The following is a 21,308-nucleotide window of genomic DNA, read 5'->3' on the forward strand; positions in this document are numbered from 1 at the left end:
ACGGGCGACGCGTTTATACGGGTGCCGGGGCATCCCCGGGTATGGCATCTCTTCGCGACTTGGGCCTCTCCGAGTACGAGGCCCGGGCGTACCGCGCGCTGCTTCGGACCGGGCCGACGACGGCGAAGGACCTCTCGCGGGCCAGCGAGGTTCCGATGGGACGGATCTACGACGTGCTCAACAGCTTAGAGCAGCACAGTCTGGTCCGCAGTCAGGCCGCCAGCCGGCCGAAGAAGTACGTCGCGGTCGAGCCGGACGCCGCGCTCGACCGCCTGCTCGACGAGAAGAAGCAGGAGCTACAGACGCGGGCCGAGCAGTACGAGTCGGTCGTCGACGACCTCTCGGCCGAGCTCGACGCGGGCGAGCCGGTCGACGGCCAGTTCTGGACCGCGGCGGTCGGCGCCGAGGAGGCGACGGACCTCCTCTTGGAGCGGATCGCGGCCGCGGAGCGCCGGATCGTCATGGTGGCCGGCGCGCCCGCGACCGGCTTCGACCTCGGCACGATCGGCGAGCGCGTGACCGCCGAGCTGGAGGGCGCGCTCGACCGCGGCGTGGAGATCCGGGTGCTGCTCTCGCCGGAGACGGTCGACGAGCTCCCGCGGAGCGTCGGCCGGCGGTACACGTCGGAGCTGGCCGACATGGACGGGTTCGAGGTCCGGACGACGCCGGGCGTCGACGGAACCTTCAACGTGTTCGACGAGATCGAGGTCTGCATCGAGGTGCCGCACCCGCTGTCGGCGGACGAGCCGTTCGCGATGATCGACGTGAAGGACATCGAGTTCGCGACGAGCGTGAAAGACCAGTTCGAGCCGCGCTGGGCGGAGGCGGAGCCGCTGACGTTCGGATAGGTGGCTGGCGACGACCGTTTATAAATGGCAGTGCGGCGGCGCGTGCCTGCGAGCGGCCGCCCTTGGCGGCCGCGAGGAGCACGCGCGAGGGACGCCGCGAACGCCCGCAGGGCGTGAGCGGCGAGGTTGGGGAGGTGTGAGGTGCTGTGCGGAGCGGTGCGGGGCGGGACTCAAAGGGGCAGCCGTGAGGGCGGCGCAGGTGACGCAAGGACCGCAAGGAGGGAGCGGCAGCGACCGACTGAGGACCGCAGCGAGCGTGCGCCGCCCTCACGGCTGGGGCTTTGGAGGCGGTCGCCGTCGATCAACAGTCAGTGATTTATGAGTGAGCGGCTGGGCTTCGGCGGTGTTGACCGTGCCACCGCTAACTGCTTATAAACAGTCGACAGCAAAACCAGATTTCATTTAAAAAGGCTCAGCGACCACAGCAATCCGCACCTATCGGTCGAGTTCGTCCCGCAGGTCGCCCAGTCGGACCTCGCGCTCGGCGTGGGCGTTGTGCTGGTGGATCGACTCGTCGTTCGACTGCTTCATGTGGATCACGGCGTCGTCCGAGAGGTGCGGGAACTCCTCGACGGTGCCCTCGGCGAGCGCGCGGACGCAGTCCTCGACGAACTTCGCGTCGGCGTGGGCCTCGTAGGTCATGTGGTCCTCGTCGGGCCGCTTCGCCATGTTGTAGATGCGGGCGCTCATCGAGTCGCGCGCGACGTCGATCACGTCTCGGAGGTCCACGTCGGGGTGGCCGTCGGTCGTGATCGTCAGCGTCGCGTGGCCGCGCTGGGAGTGGCCCGGCTGCGGGACGGCGTCCAAGAACTCCTCGGTCGTCTCCTCGTCGACGCCGAGCTCGGCGAGCTTGTCGCGGGCCCGCGACTCGCTCATCCCCTGCGAGCAGGGGCAGACGGTCATCCCCGTCACCTCGGCGCCGATCTCCTCGCGCGTGCCCTCCTCGGTGGCGGTCGCGCTGGCGACGATCGTCGCCGTGCTCTGCGTCTCGATGCCGGACGCCGGCGTGTCCTCGCGGGTGACCAGCTCCGCCGACATCGACACCTCGGCGGTGGTGGTGTAGTCGTGTTTCTCCAAGAGCCGCTCCGCGGCGTCGCCGCAGACGTCCTCGACGCGGTACGCCTCCTCGCGGGTGATGTCCTCTAAGATCTCGTCGACCGTCGCGAGGTTCCGCGACATGTCGATCCCCTTCCGGCCGCTCGGGAGGTCGACGAACACCTCGAACTCCGCCATGAGGACGATGGGGCGTTTGTCGCCGCGCGCCAGCTTGACGAGTTTCTCCACGCCGGTGACGCCGACCTGCGAGAGTCCGACGGTGACGTCGGGCGCCGACGCCTGTACGTCCGGCAGCTGATGACTCATTACGAAGGTGATAGGGACTGCCGGGATTAGCCCTTTCGGAAGGGGGAGGTGCGTCTGGTAGTCGCGTGCGCGTGCGAGTCGGCCGCGCGTGGGAACGGGAGAACTCGGCGGTCGCGGCGGGGGCCCGTCGCTCCCGGGCTGCCGCGACCGTGGGCTGCCGGAATCGTGGGTCGCCGATCGCGGGCCGCCGGAATCGCAGGCTTCGCCGCTCTCCGCGTGTGTGAGGCCTCCACGTCCAGCGGGCCGTAACGCACGATTTATAACGGCGGCAGCGGAAGGTATCCCAAGACCATGCCGAGTTCCAATGGGCCGCAGAAGGCGACTCGCGACAAGCTCTCGAACAAACCCCGCAACCGCGGCACCTCCCCGCCGCAGCGAGCGATCCAGGAGTTCGAGGAGGGATCGCAGGTCCACCTCAAGATCGACCCGAGCGTCCCCAAGGGGCGCTTCCACCCGCGCTTCGACGGCCGGACCGGAACCGTCGTCGGCAAGCAGGGCTCCGCGTTCAAAGTCGAGATCCCGGACGGCGGCAAGACGAAGACGCTCATCGTCACCGCCGCCCACATGCGGGCCCAGCAGAACTGAGATGACAATTTTCAAGGAAAAACTCGACGAGGAGTACGTCACCACCTCCGAGGCGAAGGAGATCCTCGTGGAGATCGAAGACGAGCGCGCGGAAGACGAGGACCGCGACCTCCGCTACGAGCTGGCTCGCGCGATCGAGCACGTCAACCGGTTCGCGGACCTCGACGCCGACGAGTCCCGCGAGCTCGTCGAGGAGCTGGCCGAGCTCGACCAGATCGACGTGCCGACCGCGGTGAAGATCGCCGACCTGCTTCCCGAGGACCGCACGGAGCTCCGCTCGGTGTTCGCCCAGGAGCGCTACTCCCTCGACGGCGAGGAGCTCGACGAGATCCTCAACGTCGTCGCGAAGTACGCCTGACCGCGGGTCCCTGCCGGCCCGGCGGGCGGCTCGCCGACACGTTTTTTCAGAATTCCGTACGTACGTCGAGCCGCATGTACCAGACTACCCTCGTGCCGACCGGCGAGGGCGACGCCGCCCTCGACGCGGTCGACGACGCGATCGAGGTCACGGCCGACGACGGGACGGTACACGTCCTCGGCGTCGTCGAGGAGATCCCGATGTACGACCGCTCCGGCAAGCCGGAGAAGTTCGACGACGACGACTCCGAGCGCCGCGAGCGGCTGGCGGCCGCGGTCGACCGGGTCGCGACGGCCGTCGCGGAGGCCGGAATCGACAGCGAGACGGCGGTCGAGGCCGGGGTCCCGGCCCACGAGATCGCCGCGTACGCCGACGCCGTCGACGCGGACGCGGTCGTGATGGGCAAGCGCGGCCTCGACGCGGCCGCCGACGACCTGCTCGGGAGCACGACCGAGCGCGTCATCCGGAACGCCGACGCGACGGTCGTCTCCGTGCCCGTCTCCGGGTGAGCGGCGGCTCCTATTCCCCCGGATCAGCGATTCCGTCCGGCCTCGACGGCGATAGTCCCGAAGAGGTGCCGCTGCCGCTCGCGGACGGCCGCGCGGTCGTCGAGCGCGCGCCGCGCGGCGTCGGTCCGCTCCGCGAGCCGCCCGAGCGGGTCGTCGGTCCCCGCGTCGAACAGCCGGCCGTTCAGCGCCACGAACGCCCGCAGCGCGGCGTTCGCGGCCCGGTTCCCCCCGGGGACGAACGCCGCGAGGACGACGGCGTCGCTCAGGTCGCACCAGCGGCTCACGACCGCGTACGGGTCGGGGAACAGCGACGTGACGAACGTCGCGAGGACGCCGTCCGCGGCCGCGACCGGCGGGCGCTCGGCGTCGGCCTCGACGAGCGAGACGTTCCCCCAGCCGCGCCGCTCGACGAGCCTCGCGGCCCGGTCGAGCATCCGACTCGAGATGTCGACGCCGACGACGCGGCCGCTCGGCCCGACGGCGTCGCGGAGCGCGGGGAGGTTCACGCCGGGCCCGCAGCCGAACTCGACGACCGTGTCGCCCGGCGAGAGGTCAAGCGCGCGGACGCAGGCCCGCCGGACGCCGCCGACGGACGCGGTAGCCCGCGCGAACCAGTCGTAGGCGCGGGCCCAGGCGTCGTAGCCGCGCCGGATCCGGCGTAGCCGGTCCGGCCCTCCCCCCGCGGCCGCGGAGCGCGCCCGATCGGCCGGGTCGCCGTCGCGGGTCACGGGTCGGCGCCGACCGCCGCCGGCGGGGTCTTCGGCCACCACCGCTCCGGGCCGTCGCGGGCGACGGTCGACCGGCACCGCTCCGAGTCCTCGCAGCCCCGCGGCCGCTGGTAGGCGATCCCGCGCTCGGCCAGGTAGGTGACGTACCCGTCGTCGACGCGGTCCAGCTTCTCGTGGCACACCCACCGCTTCCCGCAGGTCTCGGCCGCGACGTCCCGGTACGGACAGGTGAACCGCGTCTCCTCGACCCCGCCCGCCGACGCGGTCTCGTCGATCCGCACGCCGACGGACCGGTACGCCAGCCGGAGCCGCCGGACGACCGCTCGCGGCGAGGACGCGCCGAGGAAGAGGACGTGCGCGAGCGCGTACCCGAAGTCGTGGAGCAGGCGCTCGCCCCGCGTCAGCGACGCGCGGTCGCCCTCCAGCCGCGACCGAAGGGTGCCGTACCACTCCGCTATCTCGCGGATCTCGTCGCGCAGCGCGGCCGCCTCCGCGAGGGCGTCTCGCCGCTCCCGCAGGGGCGTCGGTCCGTCCGAGAGCCGGAACGACGGCACCGCCTCGACGTGTTCGAGCACCCGCTCGCGGAGGCAGTCGCCGTCCGCGTGCCCTTCGGCCCGGCGGCGGAGTTCGGGGTACCAGCGCCGCGTCAGGGCGCCGTACGCCCCGTCGAGCAGCTCGTCGACCCGCTCCGCCGCCTCGGTCGCCTCGTCGCGGTCCGACCCGCCCCCCTCGGCCGACGCTCCCGGGAACGCCTCGACGAGTCGAACCAGCTCCTCGGGGTCCGGTTTCGCCATGGTACCACGTGGCACCCGATCCCCTTGAATCCGCCCGTCGGCGGTCGCGGGTGCGCCCCGCTCCGCCAGCGGTTTTTTCACCGCTCGGAGCGATGAACGATGTATGGACCACGCCGACGGCGACGGGACGCCGGCCGACGATCGGAGCGGGGCTGACGCCGCCGCGGACGCCGGGGAGAGCACGGGCGGTTCCGACGCCGACGAGGGCCCGACCGCCGTCCTGCTCGACGTGCTGCCGAACGGGCGTCCGGACGACGAGCGACCCCAATCCAGTAAGTCGCCGGTGGCGTACGGGCTCGGCGACGCCTCGTTCGCGCTGTACGAGCTGACGCTCGACGACGACGCGGACGTCTCGGTCGGCGACCGGATCGCGCTGGACGGGCCGGCCGTCGGCCGCTACCGCGAGGTGTCGTTCGACGACCTCACCCGGAACGCGGCCGCGGAGATCGAGTACGCCGCGGAGGCGATCGTCGAGGCCGACGAGGAGCGCTTCGTCGACTTCTACAACGAGGCGGGCCCGATCACCCTCCGGCTCCACCAGCTGAACCTGCTGCCCGGGATCGGCAAGAAGCTGCGGAACGACCTCTTAGACGAGCGGAAGCGCGGGCCGTTCGAGAGCTTCGCGGACGTCGAGGAGCGCATCTCCGGGCTCCACCGCCCGCGGGAGGTGATCCTCGAACGGATCGTCGAGGAGATCCGCGAGGACGACCTGAAGTACCGGACGTTCGTCGGCCGCGAGGAGTGAGCCGCGCCCTCCATCGGAGGCCGCTCCGGTGACCCCGAAACGAGGCTTTTACCCGAACACCGCGTGTACCCCGGCTATGACCGACTCATCGACGGGTGAGGGCGCCGCGTACGGGAGCCGCGATCCCGACGCGCTCGCGAGGCGGGCCGGCGCGCGCGCCGACCCCGACCGCGACCAGCACTTCCTCGTCGACGACCGGGTCCTCGACCGGATCCCGGGCTACCTCCCCGAGGACGCGGATACCAGTCACCTCCTCGAGATCGGCGGCGGCGCGGGCGCACTCACGGACCGGCTGCTCGCGACGGCGACTGCCGACGCTGCGGACGCCGCGGACGCCGCCGACCGCGACCCCGGCCGCCTGACGGTTATCGAGCGCGACGGCGCCTTCGCAGAGTTCCTCCGCGAGGAGTTCGCGGACGCGGTCGCCGACGGGTCCCTCGACGTGGTGGAGGGCGACGCGCTCGACGTCGAGCTCCCGCCGTTCACCGCCTGCGTCGCCAACCTCCCGTACGGCGTCTCCTCGGAGATCGCCTTCCGACTGCTCCCCGAGAAGAAGCCGCTCGTGTTGATGTTCCAGGCGGAGTTCGCCGACCGGATGGTCGCGTCCGCCGGCGAGTCCGAGTACGGTCGGCTCTCGGTGTCGGCGCAGCACTACGCCGACGTGGAAGTCGTCGAGCGCGTCCCGAAAGAGGCGTTCGACCCGCAGCCGGCCGTCGAGAGCGCCGTCGTGCGCTGTACCCCCCGGGATCCGGACTACGCCGTCGGCGACGAGGCGTTCTTCCTCCGGTTCGTGAAGGCGCTGTTCACCCAGCGGCGCAAGACGGTGCGGAACGCGGTGCGGAACACCGCGCACATCTCGGGGCTCGACGACCCCGAGGCCGTCGTCGACGCGGCCGACGAGAAGCTCATGGGCAGCCGTCCCGGCACGCTGGAACCGGCGGCGTTCGCCGCGCTCGCCGAGCTGGCCCGCGAGCGCGGCGCCCCGACGGAGGCGTGACGATGACCGGTTGGATCGGCCTCGTGACCGAGCTTCAGCGCGCGCTCGCGGGCAACTTCGATCGGTTCGCCGCCTCGGTCGGAGTCGTCGCGGCCGTGGTGACGGTCCGGTTCCTGACGGGGCGACTGAAGCACGGGGACCGGGACCTCAGTTCCACGCAGCGCCTCCTGCTGTCGGCGACGGTCGGCGTCGCGACCGCGGTCGGCGCGCTCACGCTGATCGCGGTGTGGGACCGGAGCGGCGCCCTCTTCGAGACGGCCCGGTCGGCGCTGAGCGCGAACCAGCTGTCGAACGTCGTCCTCGCCGTGATCCTCCTCGCGATCGCGTACGCGCTCACGGACTTCCTCGGCGGGGTGATCCGCGAGATCGGCGCCGAGAGCGCGTCGATCTCCCAACACCAACAGGAGGTGATCCTCCGGATCACGCAGCTGACCGTCTACACGACCGCGCTGGTCGCCGTCGTCGGGCTGTTCACCGACAATGTCGGCGGCCTCCTCGTCGGCGCGGGATTCCTCGGGATCGTGGTCGGGATGGCGGCCCGGCAGACGCTCGGCGCGATCCTCGCGGGCTTCGTGCTGATGTTCTCCCGGCCGTTCGAGGTGGGCGACTGGGTCGAGATCGGCGACCACGAGGGGACGGTGACGGAGATCTCGATCATGAGCACGCGGCTGCGGTCGTTCGACGGCGAGGTGATCACGATGCCGAACGACGACGTGCGCGCCGGATCGATCGTCGACCGCTCGCGGCGGAATCGGCTGCGGATCGAGGTCGAGGTCGGCGTCGACTACGACACCGACGTCGAGCGCGCGGCCGCCGTCGTCGAGGAGGCGGTCGCGGGCGTCGAGGACGTCGCCGAGATGCCCGAGCCCAACGCCGTGACGAAGCGCTTCGGCGACTCCGCGGTCGTGTTGGGGCTCCGCTACTGGATCCGGAACCCGAGCATGCGGAAGCGCTGGCGCACCCAGACGGCCGCCATGAACGCGATGAAGGACGCGCTCGAAGACGACGGCATCGTCATCCCGTTCCCGCAGCAGACGCTCTCCGCCCGCGCGGAGGGCGCGAGCGGGCCGCAGGTGGACGCGTCGGTCGAGGGCCGGGCGGCGACCCGCGACGGGTCCGAACGCTCCAGTGACGGCGGCGCGGAAGGCGGCGACGAGGGGGACGGTCGATGACCGCCGGCGGGGACGAGCGCGACGATAGCGACGAGCGCGGCGGCGGCCTCGCGGCGCTGCGCGGCGACGACGACGCGGTCGTGTACCAGCCCGCCGAGGACTCGGGGCTGCTCGCGGAGGCGGCGGTCGCGGAGGCACACGGGCCCGTGCTGGAGGTCGGCACGGGCTCGGGGTGGGTCGCCGAGCGGATCGCGACCGAGCGCGGCCTCGCCGTGGTCGGCAGCGACCGCAACCCGCACGCGGCGCGGGAGGCCCGCGGGCGCGGCGTCGAGGCGGTCGTCGCCGACCTGCTCGACCCGTTCCGCGCGGACGCGTTCGACGCGGTGTGTTTCAACCCGCCGTACCTGCCGACCGACCCCGACAACGAGTGGGACGACTGGATGGAGCACGCGCTCTCGGGCGGCGAGTCCGGCCGCGAACTCATCGAGCCGTTCCTCGCGGACGTGGGGCGCGTCCTCGCGCCCGACGGCGTCGTCCTCCTGCTCGTCTCCTCGCTCACCGGCTACGACGAGGTGCTCGCCTTGGTCGAGGACGCGGGGTTCGACCACGAGCCCGTCGTCGAGGAGTCGTTCCCCTTCGAGACGCTCACGGTGTTGGCGCTGCGGCGGGAGTGATCGGCGCCTAAAAATAACCCGAAGGCATCAAACGCATTAGCAAATATTATACCACGGCATAGCCAACGCTCGGTAATGACCGAACGAGTCGCGGCGACGCCGGGGCTGTATCCGCTCCCGGACCGGGCGAAAGAGACGTTATCGGACCTCAAGGGCCACCAGAAGGGCGACCTCCTGAGCGGCGACGAGGGCGAGGCGATCGTCGCGGAGTACGACGAGGTGCGTGCCGAGTACGTCGACGACCAGCTCGACGCCGGCCTCGACCTGATCAGCGAGGGACAGGGCCGCTGGGACGACATGATCGCGCACCCGCTGACCGTCAGCGACGCGGTCGAGACCGGCGGGATCGTCCGGTACTACGACAACAACAACTTCTACCGCGACCCGCGCGTCGTCGACGACCTCGGCTTCTCGGGCGACGTGGCCGGCGAACTGGAGAAGGCGGCCGGCCTGCTCGCCGACGCCGACGGCGCCGCGGACGCGTCGCTGGCGGCGACGCTCCCCGGCCCGTACTCGCTCGCGGACCTCGCGACCGACGAGCACTACGGCGACGAGGACGAGTTCCAGGCCGCGATCGCCGAGTTCCTCGCGGGCGAGGTCGCGGCGTTCCCCGACCACGAGACGCTGTTCCTCCTCGAACCGTCGCTCGTCACGAACCCGCCCGCGGAGGGCGACGAGTCGAGCGCGACCGACGCGATCGCGACGGTCGCGGCCGAGACCGACGCCGACGTGGTCGTCCAGACCTTCTACGGCGCGCTCGGCGAGAAGCTGTACGCCCACCTCGTCGACGAGGCGGGCGCGGACGCGCTCGGGCTCGACCTCGTCGCCGGCGACCGCGACGACACCGTCTACAACGTCCAGGAGTTCGGCTCGACCGACTCGCTGTCGCTCGGGCTCGTCGACGGGCAGAACACGCTCGTCGAGGACGCGGAGACGATAGCCGAGCGCGTCGAGTGGTTCGAGGAACAGATCCCGCTCGAAGGGTTCGACCGAACCTACCTCACGCCGAACACGGAGCTGTTCTACCTGCCGACCAACAAGTACCGCGAGAAGCTGAACGCGCTCGCCGCCGCCGCGGAGGTGCTCGACTGATGGTCCGAAACCCGTCTGCCAACCGCGACCAGTTCCGCCCGGACGACCACCCGAACGAGACGTTCCTGCTCTCGACCGTCGTCGGCTCCTACCCGAAGCCCAAGTGGCTCAACCGGGCCGACGAGCTGGTCGACGATCCGGACTCGAAGTTCGACGCGTCGGACCTCGAAGAGGCCCACGACGACGCCTGCCGGCTCATCACGCACGAACACGAGCGCGCCGGGCTCGACACGGTCGTCGACGGCGAGATGCGCCGCAACGAGATGGTGGAGTTCTTCGCCGACCGCATCGACGGCTACGAGTTCAACGGGCCGGTGAAGGTGTGGGGCCACAACTACTTCGACAAGCCGAGCGTGGTCGAGGAGGTCGGGTACGACGAGCCGTGGCTGGTCGACGAGTTCGAGTTCACCGCCGGCGTCGCCGAGCGCCCCGTCAAGGTCCCGATCACGGGGCCGTACACCCTCGGCTTCTGGGCGTTCAACGAGGCGTACCCCTCCACCGAGGAGCTCGTCTACGACCTCGCGGACCTCGTCAACGAGGAGGTCGAGAAGCTGGTCGCGGCCGGCGCGCGCTACATCCAGATCGACGAGCCCGCGCTGGCGACGACGCCGGAGGACCACGCCATCGTCGGCGAGGCGCTCGAACGCATCGCCGCGGGCATCGACGAGGAGGTCCGGATCGGCCTCCACGTCTGCTACGGCGACTACTCGCGAATCTACCCCGAGATCAACGACTACCCGATCGACGAGTTCGACGTGGAGCTGTGTAACGGCGACTTCGAGCAGATCCCGACGTTCACCGAGCCTACATTCGAGCCCGACCTCGCGCTCGGCGTCGTCGACGCCCACACCGCCGAGGTCGAGTCTGTCGAGGAGATCAAGGAGAACATCCGGCAGGGCCTCCGCGTCGTCCCGCCGGAGAAGCTCACCATCTCGCCCGACTGCGGGCTGAAGCTCCTTCCGCGTGACATCGCCTACGGCAAGACCGAGAACATGGTGACCGCGGTCCGCGAGGTCGAGGCCGAGATCGACTCCGGCGAGATCGACCTCGACAACCCGCTCGACGACTGAGGCGGCGCTGGTTCGGGTTCCTCTGACAGTCCGGTTCCCGCTGAGACAGCCGGGAGACCGTGATCGCTTCCTGATCGGTAGCGGGAGTGAGTATCGCAGATCGCCGGCCGTGATGTCGGATTTAAATGACCGAGAGCGATGCCGACGATCGCTTATAAATCCGGTTGCGGTCGGCGCGCCTGCGAGCGGCCGCCGATGGCGGCCGCGAGCCAGCCCGCGAGGGACGCGGTGAGCGACGTGGGCGACCGGAGGGAGCCCGGAGCGAACCGCGAGGCTGGGGAGGCGTGAGGCTGTGCGGTGCTGTGCGGGGCGGGACTCAAAGGGGCAGCCGTGAGGGCGTCGTAGGCGACGTAAGCACCGCAGGGAGCGAACGGAGTGAGCGACCGAGGAGCGCAGCGAGCGTACGACGCCCTCACGGCTGGGGCTTTGAAGGCACTCGCCGCAGTTGCGTCAGCCACTTATAAATAACCGACAGCAACACCGCGATCCGACTTATAAACGCCCTCACTCACGACGTACTACACTCACTCCCGCTATGGATCGCCGTCGCGCCTGTGCTGAGCGATCGAGTATCGGAAACGGTCCATCGGATCGCGACGGAACCACCGCCACTATTTATAAAAACTAGCCGCACCCACCGCCGACATGGAGATCGGCGTGACCGTCGGCGACGACATCGACCGCCTCGCGGCGTCGCCGCCGCGGTTCGACTTCTGCGAGCTCGGCGTCGGCGAGCCGACGCTCGTCCCGGGCGAGATCGACCCGGAGCGGCTCGCGACCGCGCTCGGCGACCGCGACCTGCTCGTCCACCTGCCGTACGGCCAGCGGCTGGCGACGTACGTCCCGGAGGTGAACGACGCCATCGTCGACTACCAGCGCCGCCTGTTAACTGCGGCCGGCGACCTCGGCGCGGAGAAGGCGGTCCTCCACGCCACTTCCGCCGACCGCGACGACGTCGAGTTCCGGGAGACCGCGGCCGAGCAGCTCCGGCGGGTCGCGGACGCCGGCCGCGAGGCGGGCGTCGAGGTCGTCGTCGAGAACGTCGGCCACCAGCACGCGGGGCTCCAGCTCTCCGTCCTCGGCGACCTCGCTCGGGAGACGGACACGCCGGTCTGCTTCGACGTCGGCCACGCGTACATGGAGGGCGGTAACAAGGCGATCAAGCGGTTCCTCCGGAGCCACGGCGACCGGGTCTCGCACCTCCACTGCCACGACGTCCGCCGCCGCGGCGACACGCACCTCCCCGTGGGGGCCGGGGAGGTCGACTACGGCCTCGTCGAGTCCGAGCTCGCGGGCTTCGACGGCACGGTCGCGCTGGAGGTGTTCACCGACGACGAGACCCTCCTCCTCGATTCGGCTGAACGAGTCGCCGACCGACTCGGCGGGTCCTTTTGAAACTGTGACTCAGTTCGGCCGGTCGTCAGAGTCGTCCGCGTCCCGGCTCTCGTCGTCCCCGTCGTCGTCCGCGCCGGCGTCCGCGCCGTCCTCCCCGCCCGCACCGCTCTCCGCGTCGTCGCCCTCACCGGGACCGGTCTCGCCGGCGTCCGGGTCGGCCTCGTCGCCGTCGATCTGGCGCTTTATCGACTCCAGCTCGGACTCGACGTCGACCTCCGGGGGGTCGTCGGCGTCGCCGGCCGCTTCGCCCTCGGCACCGTCGTCTCCCCCTTCGCCGGGGTCGGTCACGTCGATCTGAACCGGGGTCCCGTCGTCGTCCCGGTCGGACCGCGTCTCGTCACGCTCGCGGCGCGCGTCGTCGCGCTCGCGGCGCCCGTCGTCGCGCTCGCGGCGCCCGTCGTCTCGCCGACCGTCGCGGTCCCGCCCCAGTCGCCGGTCGCGCGCCGCGTCCGCCTCCCGGCGCCCCTCGTCGATGCGGGACTCGATCTCCGCGGTGAGGTCGCGCGCGTCGGCGATGATCGACCGGGAGGCGGCGTCTTCGGGGAGGTCCGCCTCCGAGAGCGCGGTCCGGAGCTCCGAGAGCGACCGCGAGAGCCCGGCGGTCGCGCCGTCGCGGACGTCCGCGAGGCGGTCGCCGGCGCCCTCCGCGCCCTCGGCGACGCTCCGGCCGGGATCGGCGAGCCGGAGGGTGCCCTGAATCAGTTCGAGCGACTTGATCGTCGTCTCCAGCAGGGCGATGAGCGTCGGAATCGTGTACTGTTCGGTGAACCGGACCAGCTCCGAGAGCCGGGGCGGCTGCGGGGGCCCGCGGCGGTCCTCCTCCGTCTCCCGGAGGTCGGCGCGGAGCTCACTCAACACGTCCTCGAGTTCGTCGAGCCGCTCCTCGAGGTCGTCGTCGTCGCGTCGGTCGCGGGAACTCATGCCGCGTCGTAGGCGGTCCGCGGATAAAAAGCCCGGCAGCGCAGATGATTCAGAACCCCTCGCGCAGGTGCGTCGTCCGCGGCGGGAACAGCGCGCGGAGGCCGGCCGCGAGGCCGTCGCCCCGGTCCGCGTCGTCGACGGCGAGGCCGTCGCCTCGAATCACCTCGTCGACCGACCGGTACCCGACGTACAGCTGCGAGAGAGCGCCAATCTCGACCGCGGCGTCCGCGTCACCGACCTCGGAACCGCTCTCGCCGCCCGCTCTCTCGGCACCGTCGGCCGGCTCGACCGCTACCGCACCGTCCGCGACCTCGACTCGGAACGTCCGGTCGTTCCACTCCGCGAGGGGGTCGACGACCGAAAGCGAGAACGCGGCCTCGACCGCCGGGTCGGGGGAGAGCGCTTCGAGCGCGGCCGCGACGTCGACGAGGCGGACCATCGGGCCGGTGCGGACCTCGCAGTCGACGGCGCGCGGGTCGTCGACGAGGTCGAGCAGGGGCGCGTCCGGCGGGGCGCGGATCCGGACCTCGTCGACCTGCGAGTCGTGGTTGCGGAAGAAGCGCAGCAGCTGGAACCACGCCTCGTCGTCCGCGACGGCGACGTCGGTGACGCGCAGGACCGGTCCGTCCGCGTCGTCCGGCTCCGCGAAGCTGTACGCGCAGACGGCCCGGAGCTCGCCGTCGCGCTCCCAGCCGTAGACGAACGGGTCGGTCTTCCACCCTTGGAGGGTCCGCTCGCGCCACCACTCCTCGGTCCAGTCCATCGTCAGGTCGTAGCGGTCGGCCATCGCCGCGAGGACGGGCGTCACCGCCGAGTAGTCCTCCTCGCCGAGCCGGCGGAAGCGCCCTGCGTCGTCGCCGTCGGTCGCGATCAGGTCGTCGACGAACCCCAGCTGGGCCGGCGGCGCGGTCAGGCGGCGGTATCGGCTCGCGGTCGCCCAGCCGTAGTTCGCGTAGAATGGGTACTCGAAGGGCCACAGCGTCGAGACGAACACGCCGCGCTCGCGGTACTCAGCCAGCGACTCCCGAAGCATCCGGCCGACGTTCCCGCGTCGGCGGTGTTCCGGCGGGGACGCGACCGCGGAGAGCCCGGCGACCTCGCGGTCCGCGTCGCGGATCCGCAGCGAGAAGTAGTGGTGCGCGCAGGCCACGACCGGGTCGCCGCCGTCGAACAGCCCCCGCCTGTCGGCGATGGTGTCGTGGTCGTCGGCCGCCTCGGGGTTGTACGGGCCCTCTGTCGGGGAGAAGGCGTACCGCATGAACGCGTCGAACTCGTCGCCGCGCTCGTCGGGGAACGGTCGGTACTCCATACGCGGTCGGCTCGCGGGAGCCGAATAAGTCTTCCCGGAGCGTGCGGAAGCGTCTCGACCTCCCCTCGCCGACCGCCTCAGTCGAAGCGCCCGCGCCGGTACTGGACCGGCCAGTCGGCCTCCTCGCCGAGCTCGTGGGCGGCCTCCAGCGGCCAGTAGGGGTGTCGGAGCATCTCGCGGCCGAGCGCGACGAGGTCGGCCCGCCCGTTCCGGACGAGGGCGTCGGCGTGGGTCGGCTCCGTGATCCCGCCGACTGCGGCGACAGGCACGTCGGTCCCCTCGCGGATCGCCTCGGCGTACGGGACCTGGTAGCCCGGGCCCGCGTTCGGGATCTCCTGGTCCGGGTGGATCCCGCCGCCCGAGACGTCGATCAGGTCGGCGCCGGCCTCGGCGAGTAGGGGGGCCAGCCGCACCGAGTCGTCCACGTCCCACGAGTCGCGCTCGGGGAGCCAGTCGGTCGCGGAGATGCGGACGAAGACGGGCTTGCCGTCGGGCCAGACCTCGCGAACGGCCTCGACGACCTCGCGCAGGAGGCGAGTGCGGCCCTCGAAGTCCCCGCCGTACCCGTCGTCGCGGTCGTTGGTGACCGGCGAGAGGAACTGGTGGAGCAGGTAGCCGTGGGCCGCGTGGACCTCCGCGACCTCGAACCCGATGTCACGCGCGCGCTCCGCGGCGGCCGCGAACGAGTCGATCACCGCGTCGATCCCGTCCCCGTCGAGCCGGCGCGTCTCGGCCAGGTCCCCCTCGTCGACGTCCGGGTGCGGGTACGGCTCGTCGGTCGCGGAGACGGTCTCCCACCCCTCGGGCTCGTCGACGGAGATGGGGCCGCTCCCCTCGGCCGGCGGGCGGTGCGACGCCTTCCGGCCGGCGTGGGCCAGCTGGATCCCCGGCGTCGCGCCCTGCGACCGGACGAACTCGACGATCGGTTCGATCGCCTCGGCGTGCTCGTCGGACCAGATGCCGAGGCAGTTCGGCGTGATACGGCCGCGGGACTCGACGGCCGTCGCCTCGGTCATCACGACCCCCGCGCCCCCGGCGGCGCGGGCGCCGAGGTGGACGCGGTGCCAGTCGTTCGCCATGCCGTCCTCGGCGGAGTACTGGCACATCGGCGACAGCATTACGCGGTTTCGGAACTCGGTGTCGCGGAGCGAAAGCGGCGTGAACAGCGTGTTGGTCACGGATCGCCGAACGCCCCCGGCGACGTAAGTCCCACCGATCCCCCGCGCGGATCGCCGGCGACGGTTTAGGTCGACCGAAATCTATAACAGCACCGGTCCCTGACCGGATGGTAATGACAACGGGAGACCGGATGGAGCGGGACGTCGAGTCGGCGGCCGACGAGCGGCCGGCCGTCGCCGCGACCCGCTGCTCGCAGGAGCGGACCGTCTTCGCCGAACAGGGGAACACCGACGCGTGGATCGCGACCGACCTCACGGTCGATCTCGACCTCGAACGGTAACGCCGACCTCGCCTTCTACGCCCTTCGCGTTCGCCGCTCAGTGACGCCTACTCCTCGGAACGCAGCGTCTCGCCCGACGCTCCGGACGCGCGCGTCGAAGACGCGGCTCCCGCGCCCGTCGTCACCTCGCGCTCCCGCCGCTCGTCGACGAGCGCGCGGATCCGGTCCAGGATCGCGTCGAACCGGCCGCGTTCGGACCCCTTCTCGAAGTAGGCGTCCGCGCCGGCGCCGAACGCCGCCGCCTCGCGCTCCTCGCCCGGACACGTGGTGTGGAAGACGACCGGGACCCCCCGGCCCGCCTCGCGCAGCCGCTCGGTGAGGTCGACGCCGTCGCCGTCGGGGAGCCGCTGTTCGGTCACGACGCAGTCGACCGCGACGCGTTCACCGTCGACCTCGACGCCGGTCTCGACCGCGTCGAGCGCGTCCGCAAAGCGGCCCACGGAGCGGACTCGGACCCGGTCGGTGAGCCGCGCCGCGAACGCCTCCAGTAGCTCCGCGGAGCGCGCGTCGGGCTCGACTTGGAGGACGGTTATCGGCGCGTGGCGCGTCTCCGCGGCTCCGGCTGCGGTCGGTTCTGATCGATCGGCGGCTGCGTTCGTGTCCGCGCGTGCGTCGGACGGCGGGGATGTGTTGTCGGGCATGGGTTGCGTGGCGGGCGACGAGTCGTCGAGGAGCGACTTACTACTACGGTGGTGATTTTCTTCGAAAAATAATTTCATCTCCGACGGCATAATAATACCGCGATCACCGTTGTCACGGCGCTCAGAGCCGATTATTCGGTGGTATCACCGCGAAAACACCGGACGAAAGTGGGGGCGGCGAGCGGTCGCGGGGACGGTCCGCGAGCGCGGCGGGGGTTCCCGGAACGGGGTCGCTTAGGCGAACAGGTCGCGCGCCTCGCGGACCGCGTCGACCAAGGCGTCGACCTCCTCGACGGTGTTGTAGAAGTAGAAGGAGGCGCGCGCCGAGGCGGCGACGCCCATCTCGTCGTGGAGCGGCTGGGTGCAGTGGTCGCCGGCGCGGATCGCGACGCCGTAGTCGTTGAGGATGCTGGAGAGGTCGTGGGCGTGGACGCCCTCGACGTTGAACGCGACGAGGCCGCCGCGGTCGTCGCCGGGCGGGCCGTAGATCTCGACGCCGCCGAGCGCCTCGAGTTCGTCGTAGGCGTACTCGGCCAGCAGGTCCTCGTGGGCCTCGATCCGGTCCATGCCGACCTCCTCTAAGTACTCGATCGCGGCCGCGAGGCCGACCCCCTGCGCGATCGAGGGCGTGCCGGCCTCGAACTTCCACGGGAGGTCCTCCCAGGTGGAGTCCTCGAAGGAGACGCGACGGATCATGTCGCCGCCGTAGAGGTACGGCTGCATCCCGTCTAAGATCTCCTCGCGGCCGTAGAGGGCGCCGACCCCGGTCGGACCGCACATCTTGTGGCCGGAGAAGGCGAGGAAGTCGACGTCGAGGTCGCCGACGTCGACCGGACGCGTCGGCACGGACTGCGCGGCGTCGGCGAAGATGAGGGCGTCGTGATCGTGGGCCATGTCGGCCAGCTCGCGGATCGGGTTCACCGTCCCGAGCGTGTTCGACACGTGGACGACGGAGACCATCTCGGTGTCGTCGTCGATCAGCTCGGCGGCGTGGTCCATGTCGAGCCGCCCCTCGTCGGTGACGTCGACGAAGCGCACGTCGGCGCCCGTGCGCTTGCCGATCTGCTGCCAGGTGACCAGCGAGGCGTGGTGCTCCATCTCGGTGAGGACGACGTTGTCTCCCGGGCCGAGCTCCTCGAGTCCCCAGGCGTAGGCGACGAGGTTCATCGCCTCGGTCGTGTTCTTCGTGAAGACGATCTCCTCGCGGCCGTCCGCGCCGATGAACTCCGCGACCGCGTCGTGGGCCTCCTCGTAGGCGACGGAGGCCTCCTGGCTCAGCTGGTGGATCCCGCGGTGGACGTTCGAGTTGTAGCTCCGGTAGTAGTCGGAGATGGCGTCGACGACCGGGTCGGGCGTGTGCGAGGTCGCCGCGTTGTCGAGGTAGACGAGGGGGGTGTCGTCGCCCTCGCCCTCGCCCGCCGTCTCCGGATCTCCGCCGACCTTCCGATCGAGGATCGGGAAGTCGGCGCGGAGCGCCTCCACGTCGAACGGGTACTGTTCCTGAACTCCCATTACCCCCAATCGGGGCCCGAGGGCTAACACACCTTCGGTCCGGTACGTCTTGCCCGTATCGCTGACGCGCGGGATCGCGCTATCCGCGGGCGGCTCGCCGCCGAAATCCGACCGTCCGGTCGGCGACCTTCGGTCTACTCCCCCCAGTCGGGGTTCGCCCGCGGCGGCGAGAAGATGTCGTAGCCGACGGCCGGTTCGTCGGTCCGGTTCTCGGCGGCGTGCGGCTCGCCGCCGGGGATCGCGTAGGTGTCGTCCGGGCCGACCACGCGCTCCTCGCCGTCGACGAGGAAGGTGAGCCGCCCGGCCGTGATCACGCCGATCTGCTCGTGCGGGTGGTCGTGTTCCGGCACCGTCTCGCCCGGCTCGATCTCGAACCGCTGGATGCTCATTCCCTCGCCGACGGCGCCCTGCGTGAGGAACACGCCGTCGACCGCCTCGACCGCCTCCACGTCCGCGTCTGGTACGACCTCCATACGGCCTCCCGCGACCCGGAGGCACCTAAATCCGCGGGCGCGGGCAGTCGGCGCCGGAGGCGTCGGGCCCGACCGGCGCGGCGCGTCCCGAACCGCGCTCTCACGGGAACGGGTGGTACGGCCGGTCGAGCGCGGGCTCGAACCCCATCGACCGCGGCACCTCGCTCGCGCGGTCGCCGAAGAAGGGCTCGCCGGTGAACAGCGGCTGCGCGCCCGGCACCAGCACGCGGACGGCCTCGAAGCCCAGCGCTTCGAGGTCGCGGGTCGTCACCCGCGCGACGTACGGGTCGAGCCCGACGTCCTCGACGCGGTCGACGACGGCGTCGAGCTCCTCGGTCCCCGTCAGCGCCGGCTCCCCGAGCCCCTCGGCCGAGACGCTCGCGTCCGGGTCGAAGAACGCCGCGGTCTCCGCGGGGAAGTCGGCGTGGCGACCGATCGCGGCGCCCTGCTCGGCGGCCGTCTCCCGGCCCATCGAGCGGAGCTCGGTCCAGTTCTGGAGCGCCTCGGCGAGCGCGCTCCGCGCCGCCGCGGCCGGGTCGAGGTCGGCGCCCGACCCCGCGGCGAACCGCGGCCAGTCGCCCTCGCGCTCGACGCCGGCCGCGACGACCGGCACGTCCACGTCCGTCGTGACGAGCAGGAGCGTCGCCGACAGCGACTCCGCGCGCGCCCGCTTCTCCAGCTCGGCGACCTCCGGGTCGTCGACGTCGAGCCCGAGCGGCTCCGTCGTGGAGTACCAGCCGGTCATCGTCGCGTCGCGCTCGATCGACTCGTACAGCCCGGAGAGCGCGGCGTCGGGTCCGGAGCTCCCGAGCCCGAGCCCGGTCGTGATCGGCGGGCGATACCGGTTCTCCGGCGGCGGGAAGCCGACGAACTCCGCCGGGAGGCTCGCGGGGTCGCCCGTTCCGAGGCGCTCGCCGCGGACCCACGGGAGGGCGTCGTCGCGGTCGTACGCCTCGGCGCCGTCGGGGCGGACGAACGCGTCCGGCGTGACCGGGTTCGGCACGTTCGCGGCCGGCGCGCGCGTGAACTCGGCCTCGCGGTAGACGCCGGCCGCGTACCGCTCTAACCCCTCGCCGAGCGCCTTCATGAACGCGGCGTCCCAGTCGGCGGCCGCGCCGCCGCCGAAGTCGGCCGCGTCCGCGTCGGAGAACGGCGTCGTGTCCGCGACCCGGGCGACGTAGTACGGCAGCGGGAACGACTCCTGTTCGCCGACCTCGCGAAGCGCCCCGATCCGGGGGTCGACGGCCCGCTCCGCGCGGTCGATCGCGTCGTCGAGCCCGCGGTCGGCGTGGTCGCGCGGGAGCGCGTCGCCGGGGGCGGCGCCGCAGCCGCACCCGGGCGCGGGCAGCAGCGTCCGCTCGGCGCCCGGTACCTCGACGACGGTGTCCGCGACCGGGTCGCCGGCGAGCAGCCGGATCGCCCGTCGCCCGGCCACCGCGCCGGCGTAGCGCACGGCGGAGCGGCGGCCGGTCGGCGCGTCGGCGGGCTCGGCGCCCCCGCTCTCGACGCGAGCGCGCAGGCAGTCGTAGCAGGCGTCGTCGAAGACGGTCACCGCCGCGTCGAGGTCGGCGAGGGGGACGCCGCCGAGCCCGCCGACCTCGACGCCGATCCAGCGGTCGAGCAGTTCGTTCGCGGTCGCGAACGCCGACGACCCCGCGGTGTCGACGACGACCGCCAGGTCGAACCCGTCGAGTAACTCCGCCTCGACGGGCATCGCGTTCACGTCGACGTCGCCGAGCGCGGCCTCGGTCGCCTCGACCGCGGGCCCGTCGCCGACAAGTCCGATATCCATACTCGGTCGTGGCGAGGCGGCGAAAAAAAGCCGCGGGGTCCGCGGCGGGACGCGCGACGAGGCTGCGGCGGGACGCGTGACGAGACTGCGGCGGGAACGGGAACCGGTGTTCAGGCGGGCGTCGCGGCCATCATCTCGGCGGCCTCGGCGGCCAGCTCCGCGGCGTCGACGCCCTCGAGGCGCTCGTCGCCGAGCTTCAGCCGGAGCCGGGGGCGGCCGACGTCGATCGGGACCTTCTCCGTGTCGATGATCCCGAGGTCCTCGAGGCGCGTCTTCGTCCGGGAGAACGTCGCCTTCGAGGCGATGCCGACGTCCTCGCCCCACTTCGAGATGTCGTAGAGCAGCACGTCGTTCTTCGCCGCGACGAGCAGCGAGACGGTCACCTCGTCGAGGTCGGCGCCGCCGTCGCCCTCGGTCGCGTCGAGGACGGCGTCGAAGTCGGCGCGGGCCGCCTCGCCGATCTCCGACTCCATCGTCTCGCGGACCCGGCTGATCGCCGGCGTGCGGAGCGTGTACGGCTCCGCGTCGTCGAACGCGCTCCGGTGGGAGTCGTACACCTCGTCGACGAACTCGTCGTCGTCGGTCGAGAGCGCGGCGACGCCGTCCCCCGCGGTGACCAGGGCGACGACCCGGGAGGGGGAGACGAACAACGCGTTGTCGACCTCGCCGTCCAGCACCCGGAGGTCAAGAGCGCCGTCCGCCACGAGGTCGGCCGCCCGGGACGCGACGACGAAGTCGTCCATGACGCTCTTGAGCGTGCGCTCGTCGGCGAGCATCGACAGCTCCGGGAGGTCGTCCCGCCCGACCGCGGTCTCGACCAGCGATACGATCGTCTCCGCGGAGGGGTCCACGACGAGCAGCTCGTCGTCGCCCCCGGCGAACGCCGCTTCGAGCGCCGCCTCGACGTCGGCCGCCAGTAAATTCGACACCAT

General features: G+C 71.6%; 23 protein-coding genes. 12 read left to right on the top strand and 11 right to left on the bottom strand.

Translation table 11 applies throughout. The features are described from left to right. Positions 1 to 41 precede the first annotated feature (41 nt). Positions 42 to 848 carry a TrmB family transcriptional regulator gene (locus CPZ01_RS10275; protein ID WP_096394746.1) on the top strand — a complete coding sequence of 269 codons (807 nt, stop codon included), beginning with the start codon at positions 42 to 44 and terminating at the stop codon, positions 846 to 848. Positions 849 to 1,283: 435 nt separating this feature from the next. Here the strand turns inward: CPZ01_RS10275 and mptA are convergent, their stop codons facing one another. Then, on the bottom strand, positions 1,284 to 2,210 hold the full coding sequence (gene mptA / locus CPZ01_RS10280; protein WP_096394748.1) for a GTP cyclohydrolase MptA: 927 nt from the start codon (positions 2,208 to 2,210) through the stop codon (positions 1,284 to 1,286). A 291-nt stretch (positions 2,211 to 2,501) separates the two neighbouring features. Between mptA and CPZ01_RS10285 the strand changes: the two genes are divergently transcribed. From CPZ01_RS10285 to CPZ01_RS10295, 3 genes are all read left to right on the top strand, one after another. Further along, positions 2,502 to 2,795, top strand: coding sequence for a 50S ribosomal protein L21e (locus tag CPZ01_RS10285; protein ID WP_096394750.1), 294 nt, complete (start codon positions 2,502 to 2,504; stop codon positions 2,793 to 2,795). A 1-nt stretch (position 2,796) separates the two neighbouring features. Further along, the gene (locus CPZ01_RS10290) at positions 2,797 to 3,153 is read left to right on the top strand and encodes an RNA polymerase Rpb4 family protein (protein WP_096394752.1); all 357 of its coding nucleotides are present in this window, start codon (positions 2,797 to 2,799) and stop codon (positions 3,151 to 3,153) included. 74 nt (positions 3,154 to 3,227) lie between these two features. After that, positions 3,228 to 3,662 carry a universal stress protein gene (locus CPZ01_RS10295; protein ID WP_096394754.1) on the top strand — a complete coding sequence of 145 codons (435 nt, stop codon included), beginning with the start codon at positions 3,228 to 3,230 and terminating at the stop codon, positions 3,660 to 3,662. A gap of 23 nt (positions 3,663 to 3,685) precedes the next feature. On the opposite strand, the gene CPZ01_RS10300 is transcribed toward CPZ01_RS10295, so the two are convergent. Continuing rightward, complete coding sequence (locus tag CPZ01_RS10300; protein ID WP_096396238.1) at positions 3,686 to 4,429, bottom strand: class I SAM-dependent methyltransferase; 744 nt, start codon at positions 4,427 to 4,429, stop codon at positions 3,686 to 3,688. After that, entirely contained in the window at positions 4,387 to 5,184 is a 798-nt protein-coding gene (locus tag CPZ01_RS10305) for a hypothetical protein (RefSeq protein ID WP_096394756.1), read from the bottom strand. The genes CPZ01_RS10300 and CPZ01_RS10305 overlap by 43 nt, the downstream gene beginning before the upstream one ends. A 103-nt stretch (positions 5,185 to 5,287) precedes the next feature. Between CPZ01_RS10305 and CPZ01_RS10310 the strand changes: the two genes are divergently transcribed. From CPZ01_RS10310 to CPZ01_RS10340, 7 genes are all read left to right on the top strand, one after another. Next, a complete protein-coding gene (locus CPZ01_RS10310) occupies positions 5,288 to 5,929 on the top strand; it encodes a DUF655 domain-containing protein (RefSeq protein WP_096394758.1) in 642 nt (213 codons plus the stop codon). Positions 5,930 to 6,005: 76 nt separating this feature from the next. After that, entirely contained in the window at positions 6,006 to 6,926 is a 921-nt protein-coding gene (locus CPZ01_RS10315) for a 16S ribosomal RNA methyltransferase A (protein ID WP_096394760.1), read from the top strand. A gap of 2 nt (positions 6,927 to 6,928) precedes the next feature. Further along, complete coding sequence (locus CPZ01_RS10320; protein ID WP_172863953.1) at positions 6,929 to 8,098, top strand: mechanosensitive ion channel family protein; 1,170 nt, start codon at positions 6,929 to 6,931, stop codon at positions 8,096 to 8,098. Then, entirely contained in the window at positions 8,095 to 8,712 is a 618-nt protein-coding gene (locus tag CPZ01_RS10325) for a HemK2/MTQ2 family protein methyltransferase (protein WP_096394764.1), read from the top strand. The genes CPZ01_RS10320 and CPZ01_RS10325 overlap by 4 nt, the downstream gene beginning before the upstream one ends. Positions 8,713 to 8,787: 75 nt before the next feature. After that, a complete protein-coding gene (locus CPZ01_RS10330; RefSeq protein ID WP_096394766.1) occupies positions 8,788 to 9,804 on the top strand; it encodes a 5-methyltetrahydropteroyltriglutamate--homocysteine methyltransferase in 1,017 nt (338 codons plus the stop codon). Then, on the top strand, positions 9,804 to 10,874 hold the full coding sequence (locus tag CPZ01_RS10335) for a methionine synthase (protein ID WP_096394768.1): 1,071 nt from the start codon (positions 9,804 to 9,806) through the stop codon (positions 10,872 to 10,874). The genes CPZ01_RS10330 and CPZ01_RS10335 overlap by 1 nt, the downstream gene beginning before the upstream one ends. A gap of 645 nt (positions 10,875 to 11,519) precedes the next feature. Continuing rightward, a complete protein-coding gene (locus CPZ01_RS10340) occupies positions 11,520 to 12,269 on the top strand; it encodes a sugar phosphate isomerase/epimerase family protein (protein ID WP_096394771.1) in 750 nt (249 codons plus the stop codon). Between the two features lie 9 nt (positions 12,270 to 12,278). Here the strand turns inward: CPZ01_RS10340 and CPZ01_RS10345 are convergent, their stop codons facing one another. From CPZ01_RS10345 to CPZ01_RS10355, 3 genes are all read right to left on the bottom strand, one after another. Beyond that, positions 12,279 to 13,190 (bottom strand): DUF7547 family protein, encoded by a 912-nt coding sequence (locus tag CPZ01_RS10345; RefSeq protein WP_096394773.1) that lies wholly within the window; start codon positions 13,188 to 13,190, stop codon positions 12,279 to 12,281. Between the two features lie 49 nt (positions 13,191 to 13,239). Next, on the bottom strand, positions 13,240 to 14,499 hold the full coding sequence (locus CPZ01_RS10350; protein WP_096394775.1) for a GNAT family N-acetyltransferase: 1,260 nt from the start codon (positions 14,497 to 14,499) through the stop codon (positions 13,240 to 13,242). 77 nt (positions 14,500 to 14,576) lie between these two features. Beyond that, complete coding sequence (locus CPZ01_RS10355) at positions 14,577 to 15,677, bottom strand: NADH:flavin oxidoreductase/NADH oxidase (protein ID WP_096394777.1); 1,101 nt, start codon at positions 15,675 to 15,677, stop codon at positions 14,577 to 14,579. Positions 15,678 to 15,790: 113 nt separating this feature from the next. Between CPZ01_RS10355 and CPZ01_RS15465 the strand changes: the two genes are divergently transcribed. Further along, entirely contained in the window at positions 15,791 to 15,958 is a 168-nt protein-coding gene (locus CPZ01_RS15465; protein WP_172863954.1) for a hypothetical protein, read from the top strand. Positions 15,959 to 16,005: 47 nt separating this feature from the next. Here CPZ01_RS15465 and CPZ01_RS10360 read toward each other — a convergent pair whose 3' ends face one another. The 5 genes from CPZ01_RS10360 to tbsP form a co-directional block, all read right to left on the bottom strand. Then, positions 16,006 to 16,599, bottom strand: coding sequence for a response regulator (locus CPZ01_RS10360; protein ID WP_096394779.1), 594 nt, complete (start codon positions 16,597 to 16,599; stop codon positions 16,006 to 16,008). 234 nt (positions 16,600 to 16,833) lie between these two features. Further along, positions 16,834 to 18,111 (bottom strand): aminotransferase class V-fold PLP-dependent enzyme, encoded by a 1,278-nt coding sequence (locus CPZ01_RS10365; protein WP_096394781.1) that lies wholly within the window; start codon positions 18,109 to 18,111, stop codon positions 16,834 to 16,836. Between the two features lie 134 nt (positions 18,112 to 18,245). Continuing rightward, positions 18,246 to 18,584 (bottom strand): cupin domain-containing protein, encoded by a 339-nt coding sequence (locus tag CPZ01_RS10370; RefSeq protein ID WP_092920058.1) that lies wholly within the window; start codon positions 18,582 to 18,584, stop codon positions 18,246 to 18,248. 100 nt (positions 18,585 to 18,684) lie between these two features. After that, complete coding sequence (locus CPZ01_RS10375) at positions 18,685 to 20,376, bottom strand: YcaO-like family protein (protein ID WP_096394783.1); 1,692 nt, start codon at positions 20,374 to 20,376, stop codon at positions 18,685 to 18,687. A 110-nt stretch (positions 20,377 to 20,486) separates the two neighbouring features. Continuing rightward, the gene (tbsP, locus tag CPZ01_RS10380) at positions 20,487 to 21,308 is read right to left on the bottom strand and encodes a transcriptional regulator TbsP (protein WP_096394785.1); all 822 of its coding nucleotides are present in this window, start codon (positions 21,306 to 21,308) and stop codon (positions 20,487 to 20,489) included.

The organism is Halorubrum trapanicum, from assembly GCF_002355655.1.
GTDB lineage: Archaea > Halobacteriota > Halobacteria > Halobacteriales > Haloferacaceae > Halorubrum > Halorubrum trapanicum_A.